Annotated in this window: 24 protein-coding genes; 13 read left to right on the top strand and 11 right to left on the bottom strand. The window is 66.5% G+C overall.

Translation table 11 applies throughout. From position 1 onward, the window contains the following. Both QM590_RS03270 and QM590_RS03265 read left to right on the top strand, forming a co-directional pair. Positions 1 to 492 (top strand): polyadenylate-specific 3'-exoribonuclease AS, encoded by a 492-nt coding sequence (locus tag QM590_RS03270; RefSeq protein WP_094688468.1) that lies wholly within the window; start codon positions 1 to 3, stop codon positions 490 to 492. Positions 493 to 537: 45 nt separating this feature from the next. Then, a complete protein-coding gene (locus QM590_RS03265; protein WP_032394396.1) occupies positions 538 to 1,923 on the top strand; it encodes a class II 3-deoxy-7-phosphoheptulonate synthase in 1,386 nt (461 codons plus the stop codon). On the opposite strand, the gene pknB is transcribed toward QM590_RS03265, so the two are convergent. Next, positions 1,924 to 3,906, bottom strand: a complete 1,983-nt coding sequence (gene pknB, locus QM590_RS03260; protein WP_269593989.1) for a Stk1 family PASTA domain-containing Ser/Thr kinase — start codon at positions 3,904 to 3,906, stop codon at positions 1,924 to 1,926. A gap of 185 nt (positions 3,907 to 4,091) precedes the next feature. On the opposite strand from pknB, the gene QM590_RS03255 reads away from it, so the two are divergent. Next, entirely contained in the window at positions 4,092 to 4,463 is a 372-nt protein-coding gene (locus tag QM590_RS03255; RefSeq protein ID WP_068052028.1) for an Rv2175c family DNA-binding protein, read from the top strand. On the opposite strand, the gene QM590_RS03250 is transcribed toward QM590_RS03255, so the two are convergent. The 4 genes from QM590_RS03250 to QM590_RS03235 all read right to left on the bottom strand — a co-directional run bounded on the left by QM590_RS03250 (position 4,460) and on the right by QM590_RS03235 (position 9,891). Next, entirely contained in the window at positions 4,460 to 5,425 is a 966-nt protein-coding gene (locus QM590_RS03250; protein WP_269593990.1) for a phytoene/squalene synthase family protein, read from the bottom strand. The genes QM590_RS03255 and QM590_RS03250 overlap by 4 nt on opposite strands. Before the next feature lie 11 nt (positions 5,426 to 5,436). After that, the gene (locus QM590_RS03245; RefSeq protein WP_269593886.1) at positions 5,437 to 7,080 is read right to left on the bottom strand and encodes an alpha-(1->6)-mannopyranosyltransferase A; all 1,644 of its coding nucleotides are present in this window, start codon (positions 7,078 to 7,080) and stop codon (positions 5,437 to 5,439) included. A gap of 157 nt (positions 7,081 to 7,237) precedes the next feature. Further along, entirely contained in the window at positions 7,238 to 8,821 is a 1,584-nt protein-coding gene (gene crtI, locus QM590_RS03240) for a phytoene desaturase family protein (protein ID WP_269593887.1), read from the bottom strand. Positions 8,822 to 8,832: 11 nt separating this feature from the next. Next, the gene (locus QM590_RS03235; RefSeq protein WP_068052016.1) at positions 8,833 to 9,891 is read right to left on the bottom strand and encodes a polyprenyl synthetase family protein; all 1,059 of its coding nucleotides are present in this window, start codon (positions 9,889 to 9,891) and stop codon (positions 8,833 to 8,835) included. 248 nt (positions 9,892 to 10,139) lie between these two features. On the opposite strand from QM590_RS03235, the gene metF reads away from it, so the two are divergent. Next, positions 10,140 to 11,066 carry a methylenetetrahydrofolate reductase [NAD(P)H] gene (metF, locus tag QM590_RS03230; RefSeq protein ID WP_269593991.1) on the top strand — a complete coding sequence of 309 codons (927 nt, stop codon included), beginning with the start codon at positions 10,140 to 10,142 and terminating at the stop codon, positions 11,064 to 11,066. A 6-nt stretch (positions 11,067 to 11,072) separates the two neighbouring features. Here metF and QM590_RS03225 read toward each other — a convergent pair whose 3' ends face one another. From QM590_RS03225 to QM590_RS03205, 5 genes are read right to left on the bottom strand one after another with little or no spacing between them, the layout of a single operon-like run. Then, positions 11,073 to 12,242, bottom strand: coding sequence for a glycosyltransferase family 2 protein (locus QM590_RS03225; RefSeq protein ID WP_269593888.1), 1,170 nt, complete (start codon positions 12,240 to 12,242; stop codon positions 11,073 to 11,075). Continuing rightward, on the bottom strand, positions 12,239 to 12,994 hold the full coding sequence (locus tag QM590_RS03220; protein WP_176460266.1) for an LppM family (lipo)protein: 756 nt from the start codon (positions 12,992 to 12,994) through the stop codon (positions 12,239 to 12,241). Before QM590_RS03220 ends, QM590_RS03225 begins: the two co-directional genes overlap by 4 nt. 27 nt (positions 12,995 to 13,021) lie before the next feature. Continuing rightward, positions 13,022 to 13,864, bottom strand: a complete 843-nt coding sequence (locus QM590_RS03215; protein WP_269593889.1) for a carotenoid biosynthesis protein — start codon at positions 13,862 to 13,864, stop codon at positions 13,022 to 13,024. Then, positions 13,861 to 15,468, bottom strand: a complete 1,608-nt coding sequence (locus tag QM590_RS03210; protein ID WP_269593890.1) for a phytoene desaturase family protein — start codon at positions 15,466 to 15,468, stop codon at positions 13,861 to 13,863. The genes QM590_RS03215 and QM590_RS03210 overlap by 4 nt, the downstream gene beginning before the upstream one ends. Positions 15,469 to 15,472: 4 nt before the next feature. Then, positions 15,473 to 16,090, bottom strand: a complete 618-nt coding sequence (locus QM590_RS03205) for a GNAT family N-acetyltransferase (RefSeq protein ID WP_269593891.1) — start codon at positions 16,088 to 16,090, stop codon at positions 15,473 to 15,475. A 196-nt stretch (positions 16,091 to 16,286) separates the two neighbouring features. Here QM590_RS03205 and QM590_RS03200 point away from each other — a divergent pair, with 196 nt between their 5' ends. Both QM590_RS03200 and QM590_RS03195 read left to right on the top strand, forming a co-directional pair. Then, positions 16,287 to 16,742 (top strand): SAV_6107 family HEPN domain-containing protein, encoded by a 456-nt coding sequence (locus QM590_RS03200; protein WP_269593892.1) that lies wholly within the window; start codon positions 16,287 to 16,289, stop codon positions 16,740 to 16,742. 227 nt (positions 16,743 to 16,969) lie between these two features. Continuing rightward, positions 16,970 to 17,407, top strand: coding sequence for an SCO2097 family morphological protein (locus QM590_RS03195; protein ID WP_269593893.1), 438 nt, complete (start codon positions 16,970 to 16,972; stop codon positions 17,405 to 17,407). Positions 17,408 to 17,471: 64 nt separating this feature from the next. Here the strand turns inward: QM590_RS03195 and QM590_RS03190 are convergent, their stop codons facing one another. Continuing rightward, positions 17,472 to 17,816, bottom strand: a complete 345-nt coding sequence (locus tag QM590_RS03190; protein ID WP_269593894.1) for a hypothetical protein — start codon at positions 17,814 to 17,816, stop codon at positions 17,472 to 17,474. Between the two features lie 101 nt (positions 17,817 to 17,917). Here QM590_RS03190 and mraZ point away from each other — a divergent pair, with 101 nt between their 5' ends. The 7 genes from mraZ to mraY all read left to right on the top strand — a co-directional run bounded on the left by mraZ (position 17,918) and on the right by mraY (position 26,626). Further along, positions 17,918 to 18,349, top strand: a complete 432-nt coding sequence (gene mraZ / locus QM590_RS03185) for a division/cell wall cluster transcriptional repressor MraZ (protein WP_027497352.1) — start codon at positions 17,918 to 17,920, stop codon at positions 18,347 to 18,349. Positions 18,350 to 18,569: 220 nt separating this feature from the next. Further along, positions 18,570 to 19,601, top strand: coding sequence for a 16S rRNA (cytosine(1402)-N(4))-methyltransferase RsmH (rsmH, locus tag QM590_RS03180; protein WP_269593895.1), 1,032 nt, complete (start codon positions 18,570 to 18,572; stop codon positions 19,599 to 19,601). Continuing rightward, entirely contained in the window at positions 19,598 to 20,425 is an 828-nt protein-coding gene (ftsL, locus tag QM590_RS03175; RefSeq protein WP_269593896.1) for a cell division protein FtsL, read from the top strand. The genes rsmH and ftsL overlap by 4 nt, the downstream gene beginning before the upstream one ends. Beyond that, positions 20,422 to 22,278: a peptidoglycan D,D-transpeptidase FtsI family protein gene (locus tag QM590_RS03170; RefSeq protein ID WP_269593897.1), complete on the top strand. Its 1,857-nt coding sequence runs from the start codon at positions 20,422 to 20,424 to the stop codon at positions 22,276 to 22,278. The genes ftsL and QM590_RS03170 overlap by 4 nt, the downstream gene beginning before the upstream one ends. A gap of 159 nt (positions 22,279 to 22,437) precedes the next feature. Beyond that, positions 22,438 to 24,039 (top strand): UDP-N-acetylmuramoyl-L-alanyl-D-glutamate--2,6-diaminopimelate ligase, encoded by a 1,602-nt coding sequence (locus tag QM590_RS03165; RefSeq protein ID WP_269593898.1) that lies wholly within the window; start codon positions 22,438 to 22,440, stop codon positions 24,037 to 24,039. Continuing rightward, complete coding sequence (locus tag QM590_RS03160) at positions 24,036 to 25,544, top strand: UDP-N-acetylmuramoyl-tripeptide--D-alanyl-D-alanine ligase (protein ID WP_269593899.1); 1,509 nt, start codon at positions 24,036 to 24,038, stop codon at positions 25,542 to 25,544. Before QM590_RS03165 ends, QM590_RS03160 begins: the two co-directional genes overlap by 4 nt. After that, positions 25,541 to 26,626, top strand: a complete 1,086-nt coding sequence (mraY, locus tag QM590_RS03155; RefSeq protein ID WP_032394385.1) for a phospho-N-acetylmuramoyl-pentapeptide-transferase — start codon at positions 25,541 to 25,543, stop codon at positions 26,624 to 26,626. The genes QM590_RS03160 and mraY overlap by 4 nt, the downstream gene beginning before the upstream one ends.

The raw sequence follows: 26,626 nt of genomic DNA, 5'->3' as shown, positions 1-26,626 counted from the left end.
GTGCGCTACTTCTACGACACAGAGTTCATCGAGGATGGTCGCACAATCGAGTTGGTCTCGATCGGTGTGGTGTCGGAGGACGGCCGCGAGTTCTATGCGGTGTCCTCCGAGTTCGACCCCGAGCGCGCCGGCCGCTGGGTTCGACGCAACGTGCTTCCCAAGCTGCCACCGTACTCGTCGCCGCTGTGGATGAGCAGGTCGCGAATCCGGGACGAACTGCTCGAATTTCTCGTTCCGCACTACGGTGCCGAGGTCGAACTGTGGGCGTGGGTGGCGGCGTACGACCACGTCGCGCTCTGCCAGCTGTGGGGCTCGATGACCGAGTTGCCGCGTTCGCTGCCGCGGTTCACCCGCGAGCTGCGCCAGCACTGGGAGGATCGCGGCAGTCCCGAGCTGCCGTCGGTGCCCGACGACGCTCACGATGCCTTGGCCGACGCGCGGCACAATCTGGCGAAGTTCCAGACGATCGAGGAGTACTCGCACCGCGGGTGAACACCCGTTGTCCTGCGGCTTCGGCGGTGCGAATATCCTGTAGCCGTGAACTGGACTGTCGACGTACCCATCGATCGCTTGCCCGACCTGCCGCCGTTGTCGCCGACGCTGCGCTCTCGATTGGACGATGCGTTGGCCAAGCCGGCTGCGCAGCAACCGCAGTGGGATCCCGAGCATGCTGCCGACATGCGCAAGGTGCTCGAGAGCGTGCCACCGATCACCGTCGCCGGTGAGGTGGAGGCGTTGTCGGACAAGCTCGCGGCCGTCGCCCGAGGCGAGGCCTTCCTGCTGCAGGGTGGCGATTGCGCCGAGACGTTCGTCGACAACACCGAGCCGCACATCAAGGGCAACATCCGCACGCTGCTGCAGATGGCTGTGGTGCTCACCTACGGCGCGAGCATGCCGGTGGTCAAGGTCGCCCGTATCGCCGGTCAGTACGCCAAGCCGCGGTCGTCGAACATCGACGCGCTCGGTCTGCAGTCCTACCGCGGCGACATGATCAACTCGCTCGTCGCCGACGAGAGCGTCCGCGGCCACGATCCGTCACGACTGGTGCGCGCGTACGCCAATGCCAGCGCGGCGATGAACCTGGTCCGCGCACTCACCGGTGCAGGGATGGCGGATCTGCACAAGGTGCACGACTGGAACCGCGAGTTCGTCGCCCAGTCGCCCGCCGGTGCGCGCTACGAGGCGCTCGCGGGGGAGATCGATCGCGGCCTGCGCTTCATGGATGCCTGCGGCGTCTCCGACCCGAACCTGCACACCGCGCAGATCTTCGCCAGCCACGAAGCGCTCGTTCTCGACTACGAGCGTGCGATGCTGCGCCTGGACAACACCGACGATCACCCCAAGCTGTACGACCTGTCCGCGCACTTCCTGTGGATCGGCGACCGCACCCGCCAGCTCGACGGGGCGCACATCGCGCTGGCCGAGCTGATCTCCAACCCGATCGGTCTCAAGATCGGGCCCACGACCACGCCCGAGATGGCCGTCGAGTACGTCGAGCGCCTCGACCCGACCAACAAGCCGGGACGTCTGACGCTGATCTCACGCATGGGCAACGGCAAGGTTCGCGACATCCTGCCCGCCATCATCGAGAAGGTTCAGGCCACCGGCCACCAGGTCATCTGGCAGTGCGATCCGATGCACGGCAACACTCACGAGGCCTCGACCGGCTACAAGACGCGCCACTTCGACCGCATCGTCGACGAGGTCCAGGGATTCTTCGAGGTGCACAACGGCCTCGGAACGCATCCGGGCGGAATTCACGTCGAACTGACCGGCGACAACGTCACCGAGTGCCTCGGCGGTGCCCAGGACATCTCGGACCTGGACCTCGCCGGCCGGTACGAGACCGCCTGCGACCCGCGTCTGAACACGCAGCAGAGCATCGAACTGGCATTCCTGGTCGCCGAGATGCTCCGCGACTGATCAGGGTAGCGAGACGACCATGACCTCGGAGCCCGGTTCCACCCGAGAACCGGCTCCGGGGCTCTGGGTGATGATCAGCGACCCGTCGGTGTCCACCACCTGACGCACGTCGATCGTCAGGCCCAACGTCTCGACAGCGGTCCGGGCCGAGCCGACCGAGCGACCCAGCAGCGACGGCACGGTGACGGCGTTGGACACCTCGAGCGCAGCGGTGGTCCCGGATCGCACCGTCTGCCCGGCCTCCGGCGTCGTCCCTATCGCCCTGCCGCCGTCGGTGTCCTCGTCGAAGGTCTCCCGAACCTCGCCGACGGTGATGCCCACCGATTCCAGCGTTGTCCTGGCCTGGTCGACGCTCTGCCCGCGTACGTCGGGTACCTCGACCGGCGGTGCCCCCTTGCTGCGCAGCACCGTGACCGAGCTTCCCGTGGTCAGTACGGTGCCGGGCGGCGGGTCCAGGGCTGCGACGCCGCCGATCGGAGCGGACGTGCTGAAGGCCTCGCCGCCGTCGACGGGCGTGAACGTTCGGTCTCGCAGTTGCTGCTCCATGTCGTCGACGGATGCGCTCGTGTCGATCGAGGGAACGGTGGGGCGTCCCAGTGACACCAACAGAGACACCGTGTCGCCCTTGGCGATTCGCGATCCGCCGGTGGGGTCGGTGCCGATGAGAAGGTCGGTGTCCACCGAGTCGGAGTAGGTTCCGCGCACCGCGGCTTCGAGACCGGCGGCTTCCACGGCACTGGTGGCACCGGTGGTGTCGAGCCCGTCCACCATCGGGACTGCGGTGTAGCGACCCGAGCCCATCCACCATCCGCCGAAGCCGACCAACACCGCGAGCAGGGCGACGACGAGGAGCCAGATGACGATCGCTCGGCGCGAGCGCTGGCGGTCGGCGTCGAAATCGGGGAACTCGTAGTGCCGCCTGCCGGTCGGGGGTGGTCCGGCGGGCGGCACCTCGGCGATGTCCTGGCCGTCGTCGATGCCCCGCGCTGTGGGCGAGGTGACCACCCTGGTGTGCTGCACCCCGTGTTGCGGAGATGGCGGCGGCGAAGTGTCCACGACCTGGGTGCGAGCGGACGGCGGACGGTTGCCCGCGACCGTCGTCGGTGCTCCGGCTGCGGCCGAGCTCAGGTGCTCGGCCGAGCGCTTGGGTGCCGGCACTCGGTACTCGGGCAGCGCCAGCGCCGACGCGGCCGCGCGCAGGGCCCGGGCCATGTCGTCGGCATTGCGGTACCGGTGTTCCGGGGCGCGGACGGTGGCACGCTGGACCACCTCGTCGAACTGCGGGGGGACGCCTGCGATGAGGGTGGAGGGGAGCGGTACGTCGTTGTCGATGCGCTGGTAGGCGATGGACAGCGAGGTGTCGCCGGTGAACGGCGTGCGTCCGGTCAGCAGCTCGAACAACACGACACCGACGCCGTAGACATCGCTGCTCGCGGACGCGGAACCGGTGGTGACCTGCTCGGGAGACAGGTACGCGGCGGTGCCCAGAATCACACTGCTCGACGTCACGGTGGAGGCCGCTATGGCTCGGACGAGTCCGAAGTCCGCGATCTTCACGTCACCGTCGTCGCTGATCAGGATGTTCTCGGGCTTGATGTCGCGGTGCACCAGACCGGCTCGGTGGGCGACGGCGAGTGCGTCGAGGACCGGCCGGATGACGGCCGCTGCAGCATGCGGAGGCATCGGTCCACGCTCGCGCAGCAGCTCACGCAGAGTTCCTCCCTCGACGAGTTCCATGACGAGGAAGGCGTGTTCGCCGTCTCGACCGTGGTCGTAGACGGCGACGAGGCCCGGGTGACTGAGCTTGGCCACTGCCCGTGCCTCGAACTCGAAGCGCTGGACGAACTGTGGGTCCTCGGCGAACTTCGGGTCCATGATCTTCACCGCCACGGGGCGGTCGAGCCTGGTGTCGAGTCCGCGGTAGACCGTCGACATACCGCCGCGCGCGATCGGTGCGTCTATTCGGTATCGACGATCGAGCATCGAACCCGGTATCACCGAACCTCCCCTCGTCGTCCACTGGTCTTCCGGCGTTCGACGCCGGATGCTGAAGTCGATCGTATCGGTGCAGGAGATGCCGACCGACGATCGTGGCTCGTGTGTTCGTCCTGCTGGGCCGACTGTCACGCTTTTGATGTCTGGATGCCGGACCCGTTAACGTTACCTGCGTGAGTGCCATTCCCTATGCCGACGACGTGCTCGATCCGTCGGTGTCCGTGCTGCAGTTCGCCGACGTCGCGAAGATTCTCGACGTTCCCAAGACCCGCGTCGAGCAGCTGATTCGAGATCGGCAGCTGCTGGCGCTGAAGCGTTCGCGTGTGCCCGGTGTTCCCGAGCAGTTCCTCGACACCGACAAGGGCACCATCGTCAAGGGCCTGCCGGGTCTGCTGGCCGTGCTGCACGACGGCGGTTACGAGGACGAGGAAATCCTGCGGTGGCTGTTCACCGAGGACGAGAGCTTGCCCGGTGCACCCGTCGCTGCTCTGCACGGCGACCTGATGCGCGAAGTGATCAGGCGAGCTCAGGCAATGGCCTTCTAGCGAATCGTTGCGCGCTTGAAGCCGGTGACGGCGAACTGCGGAAGCGCGATGCGAGCTCGGGTCCACTGCGGCACCGTCGCGCGTTGCGAGAGCACGCGGTAGCCCTGTGACTCGACCTCTGCGAGTATGCGGCCGTACAGGATCGATGCCGTGCGCATCGACGGTCGCACTCGCGGATCCAGCATCTCGATTCCCGCGTCGGACGTGCGGTAGATCGAGCGGGTGACGGCGATCAGGTGCGCGAGGGCCCTGGTCACCCTGGCGTCGACATTTCCCGTGGTGCGGCACCACCGGAGCAGTTCTTCGTCGACACCGAACGCCGCGAGTTCGTCGGTGGGTAGGTAGATGCGGTCGCGATCGAGGTCCTCACCCATGTCTCGGATGAAGTTGGTGAGCTGGAACGCCTCGCCGAGGGCTGCGGCGGGAGGCTCGGCCTCCGACCGCTCGACGACGGTTCCCAGGATCGGCAACATCTGCAGTCCGATGACCGCAGCGGAGCCGTACATGTACTCGCGCAGCTGCTCCATCGTCCGGTAGCGCGAGACGAACATCGGACTCCCCGGAATGTCCATCCGCATCGAGTGCATGAACGCGTAGAAATAGTCGTGCGGAATGTCGTAGCGCCCCACGGCGTCGCACAACGCGCTCAACACTCGATCGGACACGCTCTCGGACAACGGTTTTCCGGCCAAGGCGTCGCGCACCCGGGACTCGATCACGTCGAGTTCGACGATGCGTCTGGCATTGAGTTCGTCAGATCCCACGGAGATGTCGGTGCCCTCGAGGTCCACGATGTCGTCGACCATCCGGGCGAACCCGTACAACGCATGCACGCCTGCGCGCTTGTCGGTGGGGAGCAGGCGAGTGGCGAGGAAATACGTCTTGCCGTGCTGGGCGTTGAGTTCGCGACAGATGCGGTATGCCTCGTGCAGCTCCGGATCGATCCCGTCCAGTTCTTTCATCACGCGAGCCTTCATGACGTGGATTCGTCTCCGGTCGGTTCCGTTGCTGGGGTCTTGGGTGCGTTCGGCACGGCACGGTGTTGCCTGGATCGGTCCGATCGTAGACGCAGCGGATCGACGCGCGTCAGAGACAGAGCTGCGACGACCGCGGCGAAGACCGCCAGTGCGACGTGTCCGAGGGTGTAGAGGCCGATCGATCCGTCGGGTTGGAAGACGAGCATCAGCCACGTCGACAGACCCGTCAGGATCATCAGGGTGGTGCGCGAGAGTGCGAAGCCTGCGGCGACAGCCAGTGGCCACGAGTAGTACCAGGGCAGGGCCGCGGGGGAGAGGACGACGGTGGCGACCAGGGCGATCAGAATGCCCTTGACCGCGTCGCGTTCGGATCTGCGGCCCAACCACCAGGCGACCGCTAGCACGACGACCAGCGCGATGGCGCACAGCAGGCGGGTGACGTCGAGAACGGGTCCGAGGCGTAGATCGAGGAACCACGACGTGCTGACGGTCACCAGGTGAGCCAGGATCGTGGGAAGCGAGAGCCAGTTGATGATCTTGGCCGATCCGGAAAGCGCGGTCAGCCAACCGATTCCGACTCCGGCGATCACCGACGCCACGGCGAACACAGCAACGAAGACGGCGGCTCCGATGCCCGCGGTCTTGACGAACGCCAGGGCGGGCGGCATCGGGGTTCGCCCCTCGGCCCGCGCCTTCTCCCGCAGATGGAGCATCCAGATCCACACCAGGAAGGGCAGCGCCAGGCCTGCTGTGGCCTTGATCGCCACCGCGATCGCGACCAGTGCGATGCCGCCCACGTGTCGGTGTTCGAGCGTCAGCATGATCCCTGCGGTCATCAGGCCCACCATGAGCAACTCGTTGTGCACTCCGCCGATCAGGTGGATCAGGACGAGAGGGTTGAGGACGGCGAGCCACACCGCGGTGGTCGCGCGGCCGCCGAGGTGTTTCGCCAGCCGCGGAACCGCCCACATCATCAGTGCCAGGCCGGGCAGCATCGTCAGGCGCAGCAGCATGGTCCCGGCGATGACGTTGTCGCCGGTCAGGCTGGTGATTCCGCGACCGAGCAGCAGGAACAGCGGGCCGTACGGGGCGGTGGTGGTGGTCCAGACGTTGCTGACGTTGTCCAGCAGAACTCCTGGATTGGCAACGGGGCCAACGGCATACGGGTCGAATCCGTCGCGGAGCAGAGCGCCCTGGGCCAGGTAGGAGTACGCATCGCGGCTGAACATCGGCACCGACAGCAGTAGCGGAGCGGTCCATGCCGGGACGATCCAGCGCAGTTCGCCCACCGTGGTGCGGCCGTGCAGGGTTGCGCGCCCGAGCCGAACCCACGCGGTGATCATCAGCAGTACGCCGACCCAGACGATGATGGTGGAGAGTACGAATCCGTGACCGAATCGCAGCCACGACAGGTGCATCTCCTCGAGCAACGGATCGCGTCGGCGCACACTGCCCGCGCCGAACCCGCCGAACACGATGCAGACGGCACCGACCACACCGAGTATCGCTGCCTTGCCCTCGGGACTGCGCAGGAAATTGCCGGTTGCGGTCAGTCTGGACGGTCGTCGCGCAGCCGAGGGTGGGGTGCCGCCGTCCGACGATCGATCCTCGGAGGTGGAGTGCGACGAGATCGAAGACATTGCCGCCTGCTCCTCCTCTGCAACGAGTTGTGGGTCGAGATGTGTACGTCGGCCGATGGTTCTCGCCGATCACCGAACGATCATGGTCGCAGCAATGAGCGCGACCGGCAAACGATCGCGCTCAGCTTAGTTGGTCGACGCAGTGAATCGAACGAACCTACCGGCCCGTGCGCCCTGTCACCCGCTGCGCGGCGAGCTTTCCCGACACCAGAACCGTGGGGACGCCCACTCCAGGAGTCGTGCCCGAGCCGGCGAGAACCACGTTGTCGAGCCCGGCGACCATGTTCTTGCGTCGGAACGGTCCGGTCTGCCTGAACACGTGGGCGGACGAGAACGGAGAACCCTCGATCATGCCCTTCTGCGCCCAGGTCTCGGGTGTGTCGATGTGGTCGAGCGTGAATCCGTCGAGCAGACCCTTGTATCCGCGAGCCTCCAGAGTCGTCAGGATCTCGTTCAGATACGGCTGCGCCAGCTCGCCCCACGGCAGTGGAGCGCTGTCGAGATTGGGGCACGGTGCGAGGATCGACACCGGTTCGCTGCGTACTCCGCCGCGCACCACTTCGAGATCGGGATCGCTCACCGACGGTCGGGTGATCAGCAGGGACGGATCGGCCATCAACGATCCCTTGCCCGATCGCGCGGTGATGCGGCGGAAGGTCTCGGCCCATTCGTCGCCGAAGTCGATGGTGTGGTGAGCGCGGGCGGGCCACGTCTCCGTCAGCTCGACGGGAACGGTTCCGTGCGCGACGACCGCCGACGGTGAGACCACGCCGTATCCGTTCCGTCGGCCTTTCTTCGACACCGACGCCCTGTCGAGGAGTCGATCGACTACGGGCAGGTCTGCGGTGAGAACGAGTGCGTCGCAGGCGATTCGACCACCGGCTGCGGTGATCACGGAGTCGGCCCGACCCCGGTCGACGGTGATGTCGACGATCTCGGTGCCGAGTTCGAGCGTGCCGCCCGCGGTGACGAACGCGTCGGCCATGGCCTTGGCGATGGCCGCCATACCGCCTTCGGGGAAGAACACTCCGAGGGAGGTGTCCATGTGCGCGATGGCTCCGTAGACCGCCAGGGCCTTCTGGGGTGCCATGCCTGCGTAGAGCGCCTGGAACGTGAAGACGCGGCGTAGGCGGGTGTCCTTCAGGAACTTGTCGACGCGGGGCCCGAGGCGACCGAAGCCGCCCAGCTTCGTCAGTGTCGCGGTGTCGGAGATCGCAGCTTTCGATCCCACGAGATCGAGCGGTGAGTCGAAGTTCGAGTCGATGAAGCGGTCGAACTCGGCGTCGAAGATGTCGGCGAGCCATCGTCGCAGTTCGCGGTATCCCTGCGCCTCGGCGGGGCCGCAGGTGCGTTCCACCTCGGCCGCCATGGCTTCGGGATCGGAGTAGACGTCGATGGACGTGCCGTCGGCGTAGCGCGTGTGATAGGACGGCGACAGAGCCGTCAGCCGAATCGGCGGCGTGGTCGATTCGAAGTCGGCCCCCACGGCGGCGAGTGCCTCGAGCACCAGGTTCGGCATCGTCAACACGCTTGCACCGTTGTCGATGTCGTAGAGGTGCGATCCGTCGGCGTCCGACACCGGGTACACCCCGACGCGGCCGCCCACGGTCTCGTCACGCTCGACGAGCGTGACTTTCCTGCCCGCTCCCAGTAGGTGCAGACCGGCGGCGAGGCCTGACAATCCGGCTCCCACGACGACGACGGAGTCGGTGGTGCCGGAGACCGTGCGGATCGAAGACATGGCGCTCTCTTTCAGTACTGCCGTTGGATGGCGGCGGTTGCCATGGCGCGCAGGTGCGCGGCAGCGACCGGTTCGATCGAACTGTTGTCGAGGGCTGCGACGGCCCGGGTCCCGAGGTCGTCGATCTGTTTCTCGACCGCGTCCACTGCGCCGAGTTCGACGAGAATGGAACGGATGTCGGCCACTTCGTCGGCGTCGAGTTCGGTCCCGAGGCTGGCCCTGATCGTGGCTGCGTGATCCGGCCTCGTCTCGTCCGCCTTCTGCAGTGCCAGCGCGATCAGGACGGTGCGTTTGCCCTCGGTGATGTCGTCGCCGGACGGTTTGCCGGTCACCTCGGGATCGCCGAACACGCCGAGGAGGTCGTCGCGCAGCTGGAACGCGATTCCGATGTCCGCACCGAAGTTGCGGTAGGCCGAGATCAGGTTCTCGTCGGCATCGGCGAGGACTGCTCCGAGATGAAGCGGCCGCTCGACGGTGTACGCGGCGGTCTTGTAGCGGTTGACGCGCATTGCCGCCGCAACGCTCTCGTCGGTGCCTGCCTCGGCTTCGATGTCGAGCAACTGACCGCCGAGAACCTCCGTGCGCATCGCCGACCACACCGGCTGGACTCGCCGCGCGGCATCGGCGTCGATACCCGACTCGCGCAGTAGATCGTCGGCCCAGCACAGAGCGAGATCGCCGACGAGTATCGCTGCCGATTCACCGAAATGGTCCGCACAGCCGGTCCAGCCCGCGTCCCGGTGCCGCTGGGCGAAGCCGACGTGCACGGTCGGGAAACCGCGGCGCGTGCTGGACGAGTCGATGATGTCGTCGTGGATCAGAGCGCAGGCCTGGATCAGTTCCAGCGCCGAACACGCCCGCAGCACTGCCTCGGCGCGGGCACCGGTGGATTCACCGCCTGCACCGAGCCACGCGGTCCAAGCGAACGCGGGGCGCATGCGTTTGCCGCCGCGAAGCACGAACGCCTCGAGATCGGCCACCGCATCGGGGTAGCCGCCGCCGACGGTGTCCACGACACCTCGGCGCGAGGCGAAGAACTCGGCGAGAGTCGCGTCGACCGCCGAACGCATCGCCTTCGGGTCGTTCGCGGCGACGGGGGCGTCGGCTACGGGTGAAGAAAAGTCTCCGGACAGGACGATCCTCCAAGGTTGCTGTGAATTGCGTGGATTCCGGTTCCCACAGTAATAGCCGCGCACACCATGGGCCGACGTGCAGCGAACATCTGTCGTCCGGGAGGCCTCACGGGCGTCGCTGGGGCACAACCTATGATCTTCGGGTGAGCGAAGAATCCGTCAGGGGGCGGTCGAGTCGAGGATTCGTGACGAGTACACCGTCCATCGTCGACCGACTACGGACAGAACCCGAGGCCAGGATCCCGTTCTCGGTGGAGTTCTCGCCTCCACGAGACGCGGCGGCCGAGGCCAGGCTGTGGCGGGCGGTTCGTGAGTTCGAACAACTTCAGCCCGCATTCGTGTCGATGACCTACGGCGCAGGCGGCTCCACCCGCGATCGAACGGTGCGTGTCACCGGGCAGATCGCCGAGGAGACCACCCTCCTCCCTGTGGCGCATCTCACTGCCGTCTCGCACAGTGTGGACGAGCTGCGATCGATGGTCGGGTCGTACGCTGACCGCGGCATCACCAACATTCTCGTATTGCGGGGAGATCCCCCCGGAGATCCACTCGGCGACTGGGAGAAGCATCCGGACGGAGTCGAGTACGCCGAGGAGCTCGTCCGGCTGGTACGTGATCTCGGCGACTTCCACGTCGGCGTGGCGTCGTTCCCCGAAGGTCACCACCGCGCCGCCGACCTCGAGCAGGACACCCGGTGCCTGGTCGGCAAGTTGCGGGCGGGTGCCGAGTACTCGATCACACAGATGTTCTTCGATGTGGACGACTACCTGCGCCTGCGGGACCGCGTGAGTGCGTTCGACGCCGAGCAGGGTGCCAAGCCGATCATTCCCGAGATCATGCCCATCACCTCACTTCGTTCGGTTCGCCGGATGCTCGAGCTCTCGGGTACAACGCTTCCGTCGCACCTGGACGAGAAGTTCACTCGCGCAGCAGGATCCGGTCCGGAAGAGGACCGCGCCGCCGTCCGAGAGGTGGGCATCGAACTCGCCACGAACATCGGTGAGCGCCTGATCTCCGAGGGCGCGCCCGGATTGCACTTCATCACCCTGAACTTCGCGCGCGCGACGCGTGAGGTGTTGAGCAACCTGGGGCTCGCGGCCGCACGAGTGTGAGACGGGTCAGGTCTCGCCGCGCGGCATCGGGCGCGACTTCCACGACAGCGCGCCACGACGCCTACGCACGTGGGATTCCGCGACGAGGCCGACGAACGCGAGAATCGACACCGGGTGCAGCGCAGCATCGACTGCGTCGACCACCCCGAATCGCGATCCCACCTCGCGCCGACGGGTGGACATCCGAGATACCGTGCCGGCGAGATACCCGGCGAGACCGAGGCGGCGCGTGACACCCGAGGACGTGAGTGCGGTGATCGGGGGCAGGACGTACACGGCCGTCAGTGCCAGGGCCGCCGCAGCCGAACCGGCCGGTCCACCGAACTCGCTCCACAACCACCTGCTGTAGCCGGACCGCAACTCCGCGGCCGATCGGTACATCCGGCATCGGACGAACCCCGCACCCGACGCCACCGCCGTCGAGAATCCTCGTCGACGCAGAGCGCGTGCCAGATCCAGGTCCTCGGTTGCGCTCGCCGCCACGCATCCGTGGCCACCGATGGCGCGATAGGCGGCGGCGTCGAAGGCCATGAACTGCCCGCACGCGACCGCCATCGACGGTGCGAGAGTGGCGTTGCCCAGAGGTACCGGAAGCGTGGACATCCACGACCACGCGAGCAGGGGCTGGACGAGTCGCTCGACGGTGCTCTCGGCGAGTTGCTCCGGCCACGGGCACAGCAGGGAGGCACCGCGCCGTCGCAGTACCCGGGCCGCTGCCGCCACCGCCTCCGGTTCGAGTCGCACATCGGCATCGACGAACACGATCAGCGACGTCATCGGGTCGTCCTCGTCGGCCAGTCTGGCGAGCTCGGCGCACGCTGCGGCCTTGCCGGTCCAGCCGGCCGGGGGAGCGACACCGGAGGTCACGACGCGAATCCTCGGGTCACCGTCCGCAGCCGCACGGGCAGCGGACGCCGTTCCGTCGGTCGAATCGTCGTCGAGGACGATCACGCGCAGGTCTGTGCACGATCGTTGCCGCGTGAGGTCGCCGATCAGCGCAGGCAGCGTCGAAACCTCGTTGCGGGCGGGAATGCAGACGACGACGCGCTCGGTGACGTCGTGGTCCGGGGAGCGCAGGCTCGGCATGAATCGAGAGTTGAACACGGAGACCGCGGCCGACGCTGTCGCGAGGACGCTTGCCGTCGCCGTTGTGCGCGCGAGCAGGCGGGCTCTCACACAGACGTTCTGTCGGTGGAGCTTCCGGAGTCGGTGTTGCGCGACCCGCGGCCCCGTAGCGGTGGGTTGCGCGACACCCAGGCCATGGCCCCGACGATGGCCGCGACGCCGACGGTCACGCCGCCCACGATGCCGGCCCAGCCGGCGAAGCTGCGGGTGTTGGGATCGGGATAGTTGACCTCGGCGCGCAGCGAGGTGACCTCGCCCGCAGGCAACTTCCACGAGATCGAGTTGTCGCTCTCGCGGGTGCCGTTGGTGGTGCCGATGCGGGCCGGGAACGCGATGGTGAACTGTACGTCCGAGCCCTGCACCGGAACGGAGGACAGATCGGCGTTGCCTGCCAGAGTGACGGTGTCACCCGAGCGCTGCAGCGTCAGCTGGAACGATCCGGCCGCGTTCTGGAAGATCGAGCCGAGGGTCTGCACGTCGCCGAACGACAGATCGTCGAAGATGGCCTGCGACCCGACGTATCCGTCCTGGTTGTACGGCTCGACGCGAACCTTGTCCTCGATCGAGGAGGGCACCACCAGTTCCGGGCCGGTGTCGGAGTCCGATGTCGGCACGCTGGCAGCCACGATCTGACCCGCGACGCGGTCGTTGGCCGACACGCCCATCGTGACCTGCACACGCAGACAACCGGCCAGCATCGGCGCGACCAGCAGCGCCAGCGCGACCACCGAGAGAACACGGCGGCGGTGGGTTCGATGAGATGTTCGCGATGTCGACTGCACAGCGACATCGTGCCAGGACATCGAGGTGATGTCAGTCGGCAGGGGTTGTCAGCGAGGCGTGTCGGTACCGGAGCGATCGACGGCCGCACGCGGTCCGGCCCCGAGTGGTCGGTCGCGACGGGCAATCCACAACAGGGGGATGCCGACGAGGCCCATGACGACGAACCCGTACACCGCCGAGTATCGGAGTTCCGGACCGTCGAGGAACACCGCGTGCGCGAGCGCCGACCCCAGCCACGTCCACAGGAACAACCCGATGGGCACCGCGTCGTCGGATGGTTGTGGGCGACCGACGGCGCGGTCGAGCGATTCCATCACCGCAGCCATCAGGGTGGCCACCACCAGCCAGCCGAGGTAGTTGGTGAGCGGAATCGACGGCACCCCGGGCAGTCCGGCGGATCCGGCGGTCCAGGTCCACTGTCCGTCGGTGACCATCTGTGGATCGAGATACAGGTCCCAACCGACCATTCCCACCGCGACCGCCACGATTCGGAGGGCGGTGGCGCGTACCTGCGTCGTATCGAGACGGCGAACGACGAAGGTCACTGCACACCAGATCGGGTAGAACCCGGCCGTCCACGCCAGGGGAACCACGACAGGCACCTCGAACAGGCTCGGGCCCAATCGATTCTGCGCGTAGAAGTATTCGCCGAACGGGATGCCGGTTGCCGTGCCGACGAGTTCGGACGCGAATCCGGTACCTGCGGTCACGACGACGAGAATGGTGGCCCACACGACGCCGCGATTGAGTGCCGCGTGCAGGATCGACGCAAGCGCGAGCAGGGCCACCACCGCCACCGTCACCACGTCTCTGGTCGATCCCGACACCAAGGGGTAGAGGATCTGGCAGCCCACGGCAGCGGCAGCCACGACGATCGGCGCAACCTTCATACCCGTTTCCTTCCGAAGAACGTGCGACGGCGGGCGGCGCGGGCGTCGGCGATCGCGATCCGCGCCGCCGAGCGACCACTGGCCGCTGTGACCCCTCCGCCGGGATGGGTCGATGCGCCGGTGAGATAGAGCCCGTCTGCACCGGGGACCCGATGTCCGGCCAGTTGAGGATGAGGTCGCCACATCATCATCTGGTCCAACGACATGTCCAGGTGCATGATGTTGCCTCCGACCAGACCGAGCTCCCGCTCGATGTCGGGCGGCGACTGAACGAACCGATCCAGCACCGATCCCGCGAAACCGGGTGCGTATCGGTCCAATTCGGCCACGATCCGATCCGCCTCGTACTCGGCCAACGATCGCTCGCCGGGAACATCCGATCGCCACTGTCTGCCGTCGGCGAGGGTGTGGGGATGCCACTGCGACCACAGAGAGATCTGGTGCTGTCCCGGCGGCGCGATGGTGGGATCGAGCGCGCTGAAGGACATCCCCAGCACAGCCGGGGTGGGCGGCAGATCGCCCGCCAGCGCGTGCCCGTGTGCCAACCGCAGTTGGCTGCGGTCGCGTACCAGCAGCGCCAGACCGTGGGTGCCGTCCTCGATCCGGTCCGCGCTCGGGAACGCCGGAAGGGCGTCGGTGGCCAGTCTGACCGCGGTACCGATCCCGGGCCCCACCCGAATGGTGCTGCGCCACCGCGCGAGCTGCGCCGAATCGTGGCCGCCGGCGGCCAGCAGGTCGAGGGTGGTCACGATGTGGCAACCGGCCACGACGATGCGGCTGTCGACCTCCCGTCCCGACGCGGTCCTGGTGGTCCAGCCGTGTGGGCGGCGTACGAGCGAGGTCACGGCGTCGCCGAGCGTCAGTACGGCACCGTCGCGCTGTAGCCGAGAGATCATCGCCTCGGTCAGCGCGCCGCTACCGCCGACGGCGCGGCCCGGCGGAAGGGTGTGCATGAGGGCAGCGAAGCCGACCATCGGTGCGGTACCCGGCTCGGACATCGGCGGACCCGACTGTGCGCCGAACCACGCGAGTGCGGCCTTGAGGCGTTCGCTCGAGAACATCTCGTCCAGCAGGGAATCGCCGGTGGCGAGGAATTCCCGCGAGAGCATGCTGCCGCCGTCGGGCGCGCCGAGGCCCCAGAAGGATCGGAGCAGTTTCGCCCCGGTTGGTGGTCCGCCGAACGCACGCATGGTGCGTTCGCTGCGGGGACCCCAGACGGAGACGAAGGTGCGGTAGGCGCGTGCGTCGGCTGTGCCGCAGGCAGCGGCGATGGAGTCGCAGGTTCGGTCGAGATCGCGGTGGAACACGATGCCGCGTTCGTCGGTGCCGACGGCCCCAGGCGCGAACGCCCAGGGATCGCAGTCGATGTAGCGCAGACCGAAGTCGGCGAGTCCGAGCTCCTCGATGATGCCGGTGTGACGAATCATGATGTGCGCCGACGAACCACGGTCCACACGGTGGCCGGGAAAGCGTTCCACCGTCGATACCGCGCCACCGGCGACGGAGTCGCGCTCGAGAACCTCGACCGACATGCCGGCGTCGGTCAGGTAACAGGCAGAGGTCAGGGCATTGTGGCCGGAGCCCACCACCACAGCATCGATCACACCTTCAGGCTACTGGCCCGTCGAGAGGCAACCGGCGGCCCAGGACCGCGAAGGGGCGTCGGTCACCGGCGAACGTGAAGTCGCGTAGTACGTCCGCGAAGCCGAGCCGCCGGTACAACCGCCAGGCTCGATTGTCCTCCTCCGAGACCTCGGGTGTGGACAACATCACGTTCTGCGCGGAAACGCCGTCGAGCAGACGGCTGCACAGTCGTCCGCCGAGGCAGTGCCCCTGAGCGCTCGGCAGGACGTGCAACTCGGTGAGCTCGAAGTAGTCGTCGAGCGTGGCCTCGACGTTCTGTGGGGAATGCCCCGTGCGTCGCAAACCGTCGCGAACCTGTTGATGCCACCACTGGTGCGCGGCACCGTTGTAGCCGTATGCGACGGCGACCAGGGAATCGGGTTGTGTCGGGTCGGTGTTCGGGAGCAGTGCACCGACTGCTCGCCAGCCCGGCCGGTGCAGATGTTCGCTCCACATCGGTGCTCTGCTCTGTTCGGTTCCACGCGGATAGCCCATGGCCTCGACGTAGATGGACAGTGCCTCGAACAGCCGCTGGCGGAATTCCGGGGGCGTCAGATCGACCAGGTACGGCGTTGTCTGCGCATCGGTGACGACTGTTCTCAACCTTTCTTCGGAAACTTGTCGGTGGGCACAGCTATATTGAATGTGTCGAACGGGTGTTCGACAATCGGGGCCGAGTGCGCCGGTGGTTCCGGCTCGGATCCTCGAGTCGGATTCTCCGGAGTTCGACTGTAAGGCTTCGCCACGGTTCCGGCCGCGCCAGGTGCGCGCCGGAGATTCGAACTGGAGGTGTTCGAGTATGACGATCACGAAGGCATTCGATGCCGGAGTGCGGTCGCCGGTGTCGCGTCAGGCTCAGGTTCTGTTGGGTCGAGCGGATGCTCTGCTGTCCGAGTCCATCGGGGAGAGCAATGCCGGAGATCGATTTCTCGGCAGCTACGCCGCCGCACTGAAAGGCGCGGCAGCGGTGCTCGCGTCGTTGCCGAACTCGATCGGAGCGCGTCCTCGTTCACGCAGTGCGTGGGTGTTGATGGCGAAGGCGGCACCGGACCTCGCTGTCTGGGCCGACTACTTCGCGTCCTTCTCGGCCACCCGGGCTGCAGTCGAGGCCGGTGCGTCGAGCACGATCGACGATCTCGACGCCGACGATTTCCAGCGGCACGTCGGTCGTTTTCTGAACTCCGTCGAGGATCGACTCGGCGGGCAGGGGCGTTTCGCGTCCGTCGACCCGATGACCGCACCCTTGTCGGCGTAGCTCACACAGCTGGACGTCAGGCGACAATCGCCACGTCATGCGGTGTTCGCACGGAGTTTTCGGGACGTGCGTCTCGAAAACTTCGGTGTTTCTCAGGAACACATCGACCGAGTAGGTGGTAAGCGGCCGATTCAGCTCGTATCATCGACAACAGGTAGCCGCCAAGGTCAGCTTCCCGTCGTTTCGTAACCGAAATGACCTTCAATATCTGTGCAGGGGGAGGTACCGTGCCACTCTCCGAGCACGAGCAGCGCATGCTCGATCAGATCGAGAGCGCTCTCTACGCCGAGGATCCCAAATTCGCGTCTCATGTGAGGGGCGGTCGCGTACGCGCGGCGTCGAGCAGGAGGCGCTTTCAGGCTGCCGCGCTGTTCGTAGTGGGACTCGTGTTGCTCGTCGCCGGTGTTGCATTGTCGACGAACAGTTTGGCTTTTCTCGTCGTCAGTCTCATCGGCTTTTTGTTGATGTTCGGTGCCGGGGCACTGTTCCTGTTCGGCGGTTCCAGCAAGGGAGCCGCAGCGTCGCAGGACGAAAGCAGCACAGCCAACGATGCTGCCGAGACGTCCGGGCGTTCTACCGGGCAGAAATCGAAGGGTGGTCGCAAGGGCGGCAGCTTCACCTCTCGCATGGAAGATCGGTTCCGTAAGAGGTTCGAGCAGGACTGAATCGACCGGGTTCCATCGAACCGACTCGTCTCCACAACTTCACGCGTCGACGTAGAACAGCATCTCACCCTCGGGTGAGGTGCTGTTGTCGTTTTCTGCCCGCGAACAGACGCCGCAGAATTGCCTGCAGCCCTCCGCTCCGCGTCGAGGGCCGGCTCGAACACTCCCGCGCACGGGAATTCTGGGATCCCTCCCCGACACTCCCCACTTTCACCCACATTCCCCACTTCTCCCCACCGAGGCCCCACTGAAGGGCAGAGATCTGCGTCCATCCGCCACACCCGACGTCGAGGTGCTGGTCAGGCGGCTTCAGTGACGGACCCGAGGGCTGTCGCTCCCGAATCGAACCGGCGATATCACCCGCGGCATCGCTGCCGATGCCGCCGATCTTGTGCATGCTGAGCTGCATGAATGTCACTTTCGCCAAAGTTTTCCGGCTTCGGATGGTTCGAAGTGGGGGAGAGTGGGGTAAAGTGGTCCGCAGCGGAGAGTCGAGGCTGGAGGTGGCGAGTGTTTCTCGGTACCTACACGCCGAAGCTCGACGACAAGGGTCGACTCACGTTGCCGGCCAAGTTTCGGGACGCGCTTGCAGGAGGGGTCATGGTGAGCAAGGGGCAGGATTTCAGCCTCGCTGTCTACACCGCGGCCGATTTCGCAGAGCGCTCTCGGAAATTGACGGCGGCTTCTCGTGCCAACCCCAAAGCCCGTGCTTACGTTCGCCAGTTCTTCTCGGGAACCGACGAACAGCGGCCGGACGGACAGGGTCGAATCACCATCAGTCCCGAGCATCGCCGGTACGCGGGGCTCGAACGAAACTGCGTGGTGATCGGTTCGATGGACTTCATCGAGATCTGGAACGACGAAGCGTGGGCGCGCTACTCCGCTGAGAACGAACAGGATTTCTCCGACGCTTTCGACGAGTCCCTCGGAGGGATCTTGTAGCCCGAACCAGGTCGCCTGCGAGTGCAGCGAGGCCTCTGCCCGATCAGAACCCTGACGTTCTTCCCCAACGCCAGGTTTCGCAGATCAGGACCCTGACGTTCTTCCCCAACGCCAGGTTCCCTATCGGACAGGGACCTCGATGCATTCGCGTCGGCTTCGGTGGGCGACCCGCACGGCCCGGACCCGGGCGAGAAGTACGTACGCGCGACCGGGAGGAACCATGACGGAGGGCACCGGACCGGACGACATCGAGTCGTCCGCCGACCGAACCCACCGTCGATCCGCCGGCCCGCTCCACGTTCCGGTTCGACTCGAACGAGCCGACGAACTGCTCGGACCCGCACTCGGCTCCACCGGCGGTACTCGCGTCATGATCGACGCAACGCTCGGCCTCGGCGGTCACGCCGAGCATTTCCTGCGGACCTGTCCGCACCTGCACCTCATCGGACTCGACCGGGATCCCGATGCGCTCGAGCTGGCCGGAGCCCGCTTGGCTCCATTCACCGATCGAATCACGTTGGTGCACACGACCTACGACGGCATCGCCGAAGCCCTCGACGAGGCCGGTCTGCCTGCTGTCGGCTCCGTTCACGCGATTCTGTTCGACCTCGGAGTGTCGTCCATGCAGTTGGACGAGTCCGATCGCGGATTCGCCTACTCCGTGGACGCCCCACTCGACATGCGAATGAATCCGACCGTGGGAATCACCGCCGCAGACGTCCTCAACACGTACTCGCACGGCGACATCGCACGGGTCCTCAGCACGTACGGCGAGGAACGGTTCGCCGGCAAGATCGCTTCCGCTGTACTGCGACGCCGAGAGCACACGCCCTTCACCACGAGTGGCCCGTTGGTCGAATTGCTCTATGCCGCAATTCCGGCCGCGACCCGGCGCACCGGCGGACACCCTGCCAAGCGCACCTTCCAGGCACTTCGCATCGAGGTCAACGGTGAACTGGATTCGTTGAAGGCGGCGGTACCTGCCGGGCTCGACGCGTTGGCTGTCGGCGGCCGGGTCGTCTTCATGTCGTATCAATCGCTCGAAGACCGAGTCGTCAAGCAGGAGTTGGCACCTCGGATCAAGTCCCGCAGTCCCGAGGGGCTGCCGGTCGAGCTTCCAGGAATGGGTCCGGAGTTCCGGCTCCTGACCAGAGGTGCCGAGCGTGCCTCGGATTCAGAAATAGACGACAACCCACGTTCGGCTCCGGTGAGATTGCGCGCCGCCGAACGGATTGCAAGGAGAGCGGAATGACGGTTCCAGGCACAACCGTTGGAACACAACGCAATCGGGTTCCAGCACCGAGGAACAGGGTCGCTCCGCAGGCTCCACTCTCGCGACCCGAACGTACGAGCAAGGGTGGTGGACGATCAGGCGCTGCACTTCGCGCATACGAGCGCAGGCAGCAGCGTGCGTCGATCCATACCTCGGATTCTGCGCGTGGTTCCGGGGCCGGTGCGCGGCCTTCGCTGAACGGAAGCGCTATCGCCGCGCGAATTCCGTTCGTCGCCTTGATCATCGGCCTGCTCGCCATCGGTCTCGGTCTGACGTTGCTCCTGACCACTCGGTCCGCAGGAGACTCCTACGATCTCAGCGCCGCCAAGGCCGTCAACGCCGAACTCGCTCAGGAGCGGGCGTCGTTGCAGCGTGATGTGGAGTTGGCGGAATCGGCTCCGGAGTTGGCGCGCAAGGCCGCCGAGCTCGGGATGGTCCCGGCGAAGAACTCCGCGCGTCTGATCGTCGCGCCGGACGGCGGTGTCCAGGTCGTCGGTACTCCGGCTCCGGCCGACGGTGCACCGGTGGCACCGCTCGATCCGGTACCGGCCGCGGCCGCAGGCGAGGGCACCGTCGCGAATCCGAGCACGCAGTCATCGCAGCAGCAGACGCCGCGAAGCGCGTCTCAGCCCAACCGAACCTCGGGCACGATCGACACCCGCGCCGCCACGCCGAGTACAAGCAATGGAGCTGGAAACACCGCGCTTGCTGAACAATTGGTTCCCATGAGCATCCCCTCGCTCGAAACACCTTCGGTCGAAGCCCCCGAGTCCACCGGCGAAGCATCGGGTGGCGGGCAGTGACCAGGCCGTCGCCTGCTCCACGCCGTCGGCCACCGAGCCGAAAGCGTCTCGACTCGTCCACCTTTCGGTTCCGTCACGGCACCGGTCGCGTCCTGATGTATGTGGCGCTCGCCGTCGCGGCGGCACAGTTGCTGTGGATTCAGGGATTCGATGCGCCGAGGTTGTCGGCCGAGTCGGCGTCGCAACGCACCACGACTCTCGTCGATCCGGCGATGCGTGGATCCATCCTGGACCGCAACGGCAATCCGATCGCCTTCACGATGGAGGCCAAAGCGCTGACGTTCCAACCGGTTCGGGTTCGCAAGGAACTCGACGAGGCGAGGGCGAAGGACCCCACCGAGCCGGAGACCGAGCAGTACCTCGAGGACATCGCTGCCCGCATCCACAGCGATCTCGGCGATGTGATCAGCGAGAAGGACCTGCTCGCGAAGCTGAAGAGCAACGACGAATTCACTTACCTCGCCCGCGGTGTGGACGCCACCGTGGCGTCGAAGATCAGCAAGGATTTCAAGCAGGTCGGACTCGAGCGTCAGGACATCCGTGAGTACCCGGGCGGATCGCTGGCCGGGAACATCGTCGGTGCCACCGGATGGGACGGACACGGTCTGCTCGGTCTGGAGGATTCGCTCGACGCGACCCTGGCCGGAACCGACGGTTCGCAGACCTACGACCGCGGATCCGACGGTGCCGTCATTCCAGGAAGCTGGCGGGACAAGCAGCCTGCAGTCAACGGTTCGAGTGTCGAACTGACCATCGACGCAGATCTGCAGTACTACGTGCAACAGCAGGTGCAGTTGGCGAAGGACCTGTCGGGAGCGAAGAACGCCTCGGCGTACGTGCAGGATTCGCACACCGGCGAGGTGCTCGCCATGTCGAACGACAACACCTTCAACCCCGGTATCGGAGTCGGCAACAACGAGCGCACGAAGGAGATGGGCAATCTGCCCGTCACCACGCCGTTCGAACCCGGTTCGGTGAACAAGATCATCACCGCGGCCGCAGCCGTCGAGTACGGACTCACCACACCCGACGAGGTGCTGCAGGTACCGGGCAGCATCTTCATGTCCGGCGTGTCGGTCAAGGACGCGTGGGACCACGGCGTCGTGCCGTACACGACGACCGGCGTGTTCGGTAAGTCCTCCAACGTCGGCACCCTCATGCTGGCGCAGCGCGTCGGTGAGGATCGCTACGCGGACATGCTCACCAAGTTCGGCCTCGGCCAACGCAGCGACGTCGGTCTGCCAGGCGAGAGCGCGGGAAATGTACCGAGCCGTGATCAGTGGTCGGGTGGAACGTTCGCCAACCTCCCCATCGGTCAGGGCCTGTCCATGACGCTGTTGCAGATGACGGGGATGTATCAGGCCATCGCCAACGACGGGGTTCGCATCCCGCCGCGGATCGTCGAAGCGACAGTGGACGCCAACGGTCAGCGAACCGAGACCCAGCAGCCGGACGGGGTGTACGTGGTCAGTCCCGATACCGCGAAGACCGTCCGCAACATGTTCCGATCCGTCACCCAGGACGACACCGGGAACCAGCGCGGTACCGGAGTGGCCGCTGGGGTCGAGGGCTACCAGATCAGCGGCAAGACAGGTACGGCTCAGCAGGTCGACCCCGAGTGCAAGTGCTACTCGAACTCGAACTACTGGATCACGTTCGCCGGTATCGCGCCCGCCGACGATCCCCGCTACGTGATCGGGATCATGCTCGACGCCCCGACCCGCAGCGCCGACGGTTCGGGCGGCCAGTCGGCAGCACCGCTGTTCCACAACATCGCCAGCTGGATGCTGCAGCGCGACAGCGTGCCGATGTCCGCGGACCCCGGACCCAAGCTGGTTCTGCAGGCGGACTGAGATCCCGACCCGCCGGTCCTCGTAGTCGGGGCGGCGACATCACGATCCCGGACGCCGGTAATCTGACACATCGGCTCGGGCGTCTTCGTTCGTCTGCCGCCGCGGCGTGATCGAGCCGCGGCAGGCGCGTGGCCGGCAGTAGAGAGGAAGGGAGCAGGAGTGACTGTGTCATCGGATTCACAACCGGCTCCGGGTTCACGTCCGGCGCATCCACCGCACACCGAAGTGCGGGAGGTGGCGTCCGCGGTCGGTGCAACGATCGGCGAGGCCGATCCCGCCGGTGTGAGCGTGACCGGTATCGATCTGCGCGCGCAGTCCGTTCTTCCCGGCGATCTCTTCGCCGCACTGCCCGGATCGTCTCGACACGGTGCCGAGTTCGTCGCCGACGCAGTCGAGCGGGGTGCCGTGGCGGTATTCACCGATCCGGCCGGACTCGAGATCGTGCGGGGAGCGCTCGCAGGCACGGGTCGACAAGTTCCGGTTCTGGTGCACGAGCGCCCGCGCCAGGTGTTGGGTGCGGTCTCCGCTCTGGTGTACGGCAACCCGTCGTCGAAGATGACCGTCATCGGTATCACCGGTACCTCGGGAAAGACGACGACGTCGTATCTGCTCGAAGCCGGCCTGACTGCTGCAGGTCGTCGATGCGGTCTGATCGGCACCATCGAGACACGTGTTCTGGGCCGGCATGTACCGAGCGCGCTCACCACGCCCGAGGCCCCGCAGCTGCATGCGCTCTTCGCCGTCATGGTCGAGCAAGGTGTCGACACGGTGGTGATGGAGGTGTCCTCCCATGCGTTGTCCCTCGGCCGGGTCGACGGCACCTGCTTCGCGATCGGTGCGTTCACCAATCTCTCCCAGGATCACCTCGATTTTCACGACTCTCTCGAGGACTACTTCTCGGCCAAGAGTCGGTTGTTCGCGGCCGACTCGGCGGTTCGTGCCGACACCGCCGTCGTCTGTGTCGACGACGCGTGGGGCATGCGGATGGCCGACATCGCTCGATCGGCCGGGTCGGCCGTGGTGACCGCGTCGACCGGGGCCGATTCGCAGTGGACGGTCTCGGACTGGGCCAAGCACGACGACGGCACCCAGTCGTTCACGGTCGCCGATCCGGAGGGTGCGTCGCTGCCGGTCTCGGTCCGGTTGCCGGGTCGCTACAACGTCGCGAACACCGTGCTGGCGTTGGCGACCTGCGCGGCGGCCGGGGCCGACGTGAGCAAGGCCGTGACCGGGGTCGCGACGGTCGACGTGCCGGGCCGCGTACAGCGGATCGACCGTGGACAGAACTTCCTGGCGGTGGTCGACTACGCGCACAAGCCTGCCGCCGTCGAGGCCGTGCTGGCGACGTTGCGCGAATCCTCGCGTGGACGAATCGCGGTGGTACTCGGAGCAGGTGGCGACCGCGACACCGCGAAGCGTCCCCTGATGGGTGCCGCCGGTGCGCGCGGCGCAGAGCTCCTGGTGGTGACCGACGACAACCCGCGCAGCGAGGACCCGGCCATCATTCGACAGGCCGTCGAGGACGGCGCACTGTCGGTGCCGGACGAGGCTCGCGGTGAAGTACGAAACGTGGCAGGCCGCGCAGCGGCGATCGAACAGGCCGTGGCGTGGGCACGCGAAGGGGATGTTGTGTTGATCGCAGGTAAAGGGCACGAGACCGGACAAGAGGTAGCGGGTGTGAAGCATCCGTTCGACGATCGAGTGATACTCGCCTCGGCCATCGATGCGCGTCGGGTCGGCACGAGCGCGGGCGTACGGTGATCCCCCTCTCGATCGACCGCCTCGCCGAGATCGTCGGAGGCACGGTGCACGATGTGCCGGATCCGACGGTCGTGGTGCCAGGACCGGTGGAGTTCGACTCCCGCAAGGTCACCCCCGGCAGCATCTTCCTCGCCTTACCCGGCGCGAAGGTGGACGGTCACGACCATGCCCCCGCCGCGGTTGCCGCAGGTGCGGCGCTGGTACTGGCCGCGCGTCCGGTGGGCGTACCGGCCGTGGTCGTCAGTCCGGTTCCGCACGAGAGCCGCGCGATGGCACTCGAGAACGACCCGGACGGCTCCGGTTCGGCAGTACTGTCCGCGCTCGGCGCTCTGGCCCGGGCCTCGGTGCTCGAGTTGACGGCCGAGCACGGCCTGACCGTCGTCGGTGTGACGGGATCCTCCGGGAAGACCTCGACCAAGGACCTGATCTCTGCGGTCCTCGAGCCTCTGGGCTCGGTGGTGGCACCGCCCGGATCGTTCAACAACGAATTGGGACATCCGTGGACGGCGCTGCGAGCGGATGCCGACACCGATTTCCTCTGTCTGGAATTGTCCGCCCGAGGAATCGGCCACATCGCCGAACTCGCCACGCTCGCACCGCCCCGGATCGGGGTTGTCCTGAACGTCGGAACCGCGCACCTGGGCGAGTTCGGCTCGCGCGCGGCCATCGCACTGGCGAAGGGCGAGCTGGTCGAGGCGCTGCCGAGTGCCGCCGACGGGGGAGTGGCGATCCTCAACATCGACGATCGCCTCGTCGCCGAAATGGTCACGCGTACAACGGCTGCCGTCGTCACGGTCGGGCGCAACGCAGATGCCGACATCAGAGCAGTCGACGTGCAGGTCGACACCGACGCCCGGGCGTCGTTCACGCTCGAATGCGCAGCGGGTTCGGTACCGATCACCCTGGCGGTGCACGGTGAGCATCAGGTCGGCAACGCCCTCGCGGCAGCGGCCGTCGCACTCGAGTGCGGAGCAACGCTGACGCAGGTTGCCCAGGCGGTCGGGGCCGCCGCACCGACGTCGATCAGGCGGATGGACGTGCGCACCCGCGCCGACGGCGTCACCGTCGTCAACGACTCGTACAACGCCAACCCCGATTCGATGCGCGCCGCACTCAAAGCACTGGTGTCGATGTCGCGTCGCGACGACGGGCCGAAACGCCGCAGCTGGGCGGTGCTGGGAGAGATGGGCGAACTGGGTTCGGACTCGGTGGTCGAGCACGACGCGATCGGCCGCCTCGCCGTCCGCCTCGACGTCGACCGTCTGATCATCGTCGACACCGGCCGTCCCACCCGGGCGTTGCACCAGGGTGCCGTCATGGAGGGTTCGTGGGGCGAGGAATCGATGCTGGTGCCCGACCGTGAAACGGCGATCGCAGTACTGCACGAGGAAGTGCGTCCCGGCGACATCGTGCTGGTGAAGGCCTCGCAGTCCGGGGCGATGTGGACCGTCGCAGACGCCCTGCTGGCCGATGCGTCGAGCGCCACCGCGGAGGGTGAGCAGTGAGGCAGATCCTCTTCGCCGGAGGCATCGCGCTCGCGGTCGCGATCCTCCTGACCCCGGTGCTGATCAAGACCTTCTCGAAACAGGGCTTCGGCCAGGAGATTCGAGTGGAGGGCCCGGCGAGTCACCAGTCCAAGCGGGGCACACCGACAATGGGCGGCGTCGCAATTCTGGTCGGCATCTGGGCCGGCTACTGGGGCTCGCATCTGATCGGTATCGGCTACGACGCAGACGGTCCGTCGGCCTCGGCCCTGCTCGTTCTCGGCCTGACCACGGTGCTCGGTCTCGTCGGCTTTCTCGACGATTTCATCAAGATCCGCAAGCAGCGCAACCTGGGTCTGAACGCCACCGGTAAGTACGTCGGTCAGATAACGGCAGCCGTGCTGTTCGCGATCCTGGTGTTGCAGTTCCGCAGCGAGAGTGGGCTCACTCCTGGCAGCACCCAACTGTCGTACGTACGCGACATCGCCACCTGGTCGATGTCCGCGGTGGTCTTCGTGTTCTTCGTCTGCCTGCTCGTGATCGCGTGGTCCAACTCGGTCAACCTCACCGACGGACTGGACGGCCTCGCAGCCGGGTCGATGACACTGGTGCTCGGTGCCTACACCGTCATCACCTTCTGGCAGTACCGCCAGGCGTGCGCAGGCCCCGCCGGGCCAGCCCCGGGCTGCTACGACGTCCGAGATCCCCTCGACCTGGCACTGGTCTGCGCCTCCGCAGCGGGAGCCTGCATCGGCTTCCTGTGGTGGAACGCCGCGCCTGCCAAGATCTTCATGGGCGACACCGGATCCCTGGCCCTCGGCGGTCTGATCGCAGGCCTGTCGGTGGTGACCAAGACCGAACTGATCATGGTGGTCATCGGTGCGCTGTTCGTCGCCGAGGCCGCATCGGTCGTCATCCAGGTCGCGGTGTTCCGATCCAGTCGCCGACGCGTGTTCCGCATGGCACCGTTCCATCATCACTTCGAGTTGGCCGGATGGGCCGAGACGACGGTGATCATCCGGTTCTGGTTGTTGGCCGCCATCGCGTCGGCCGTCGGACTCGCTCTGTTCTACAGCGAGTATCTCGCTGCTGTCGGCGGATAG

Source organism: Rhodococcus sp. IEGM 1372, assembly GCF_030056835.1.
In the GTDB taxonomy this organism is placed as follows: Bacteria; Actinomycetota; Actinomycetes; order Mycobacteriales; family Mycobacteriaceae; genus Rhodococcoides.
The sequence above is the reverse complement of the archived record's forward strand: the minus strand, read 5'-3'. Positions and strand labels throughout refer to the sequence as shown.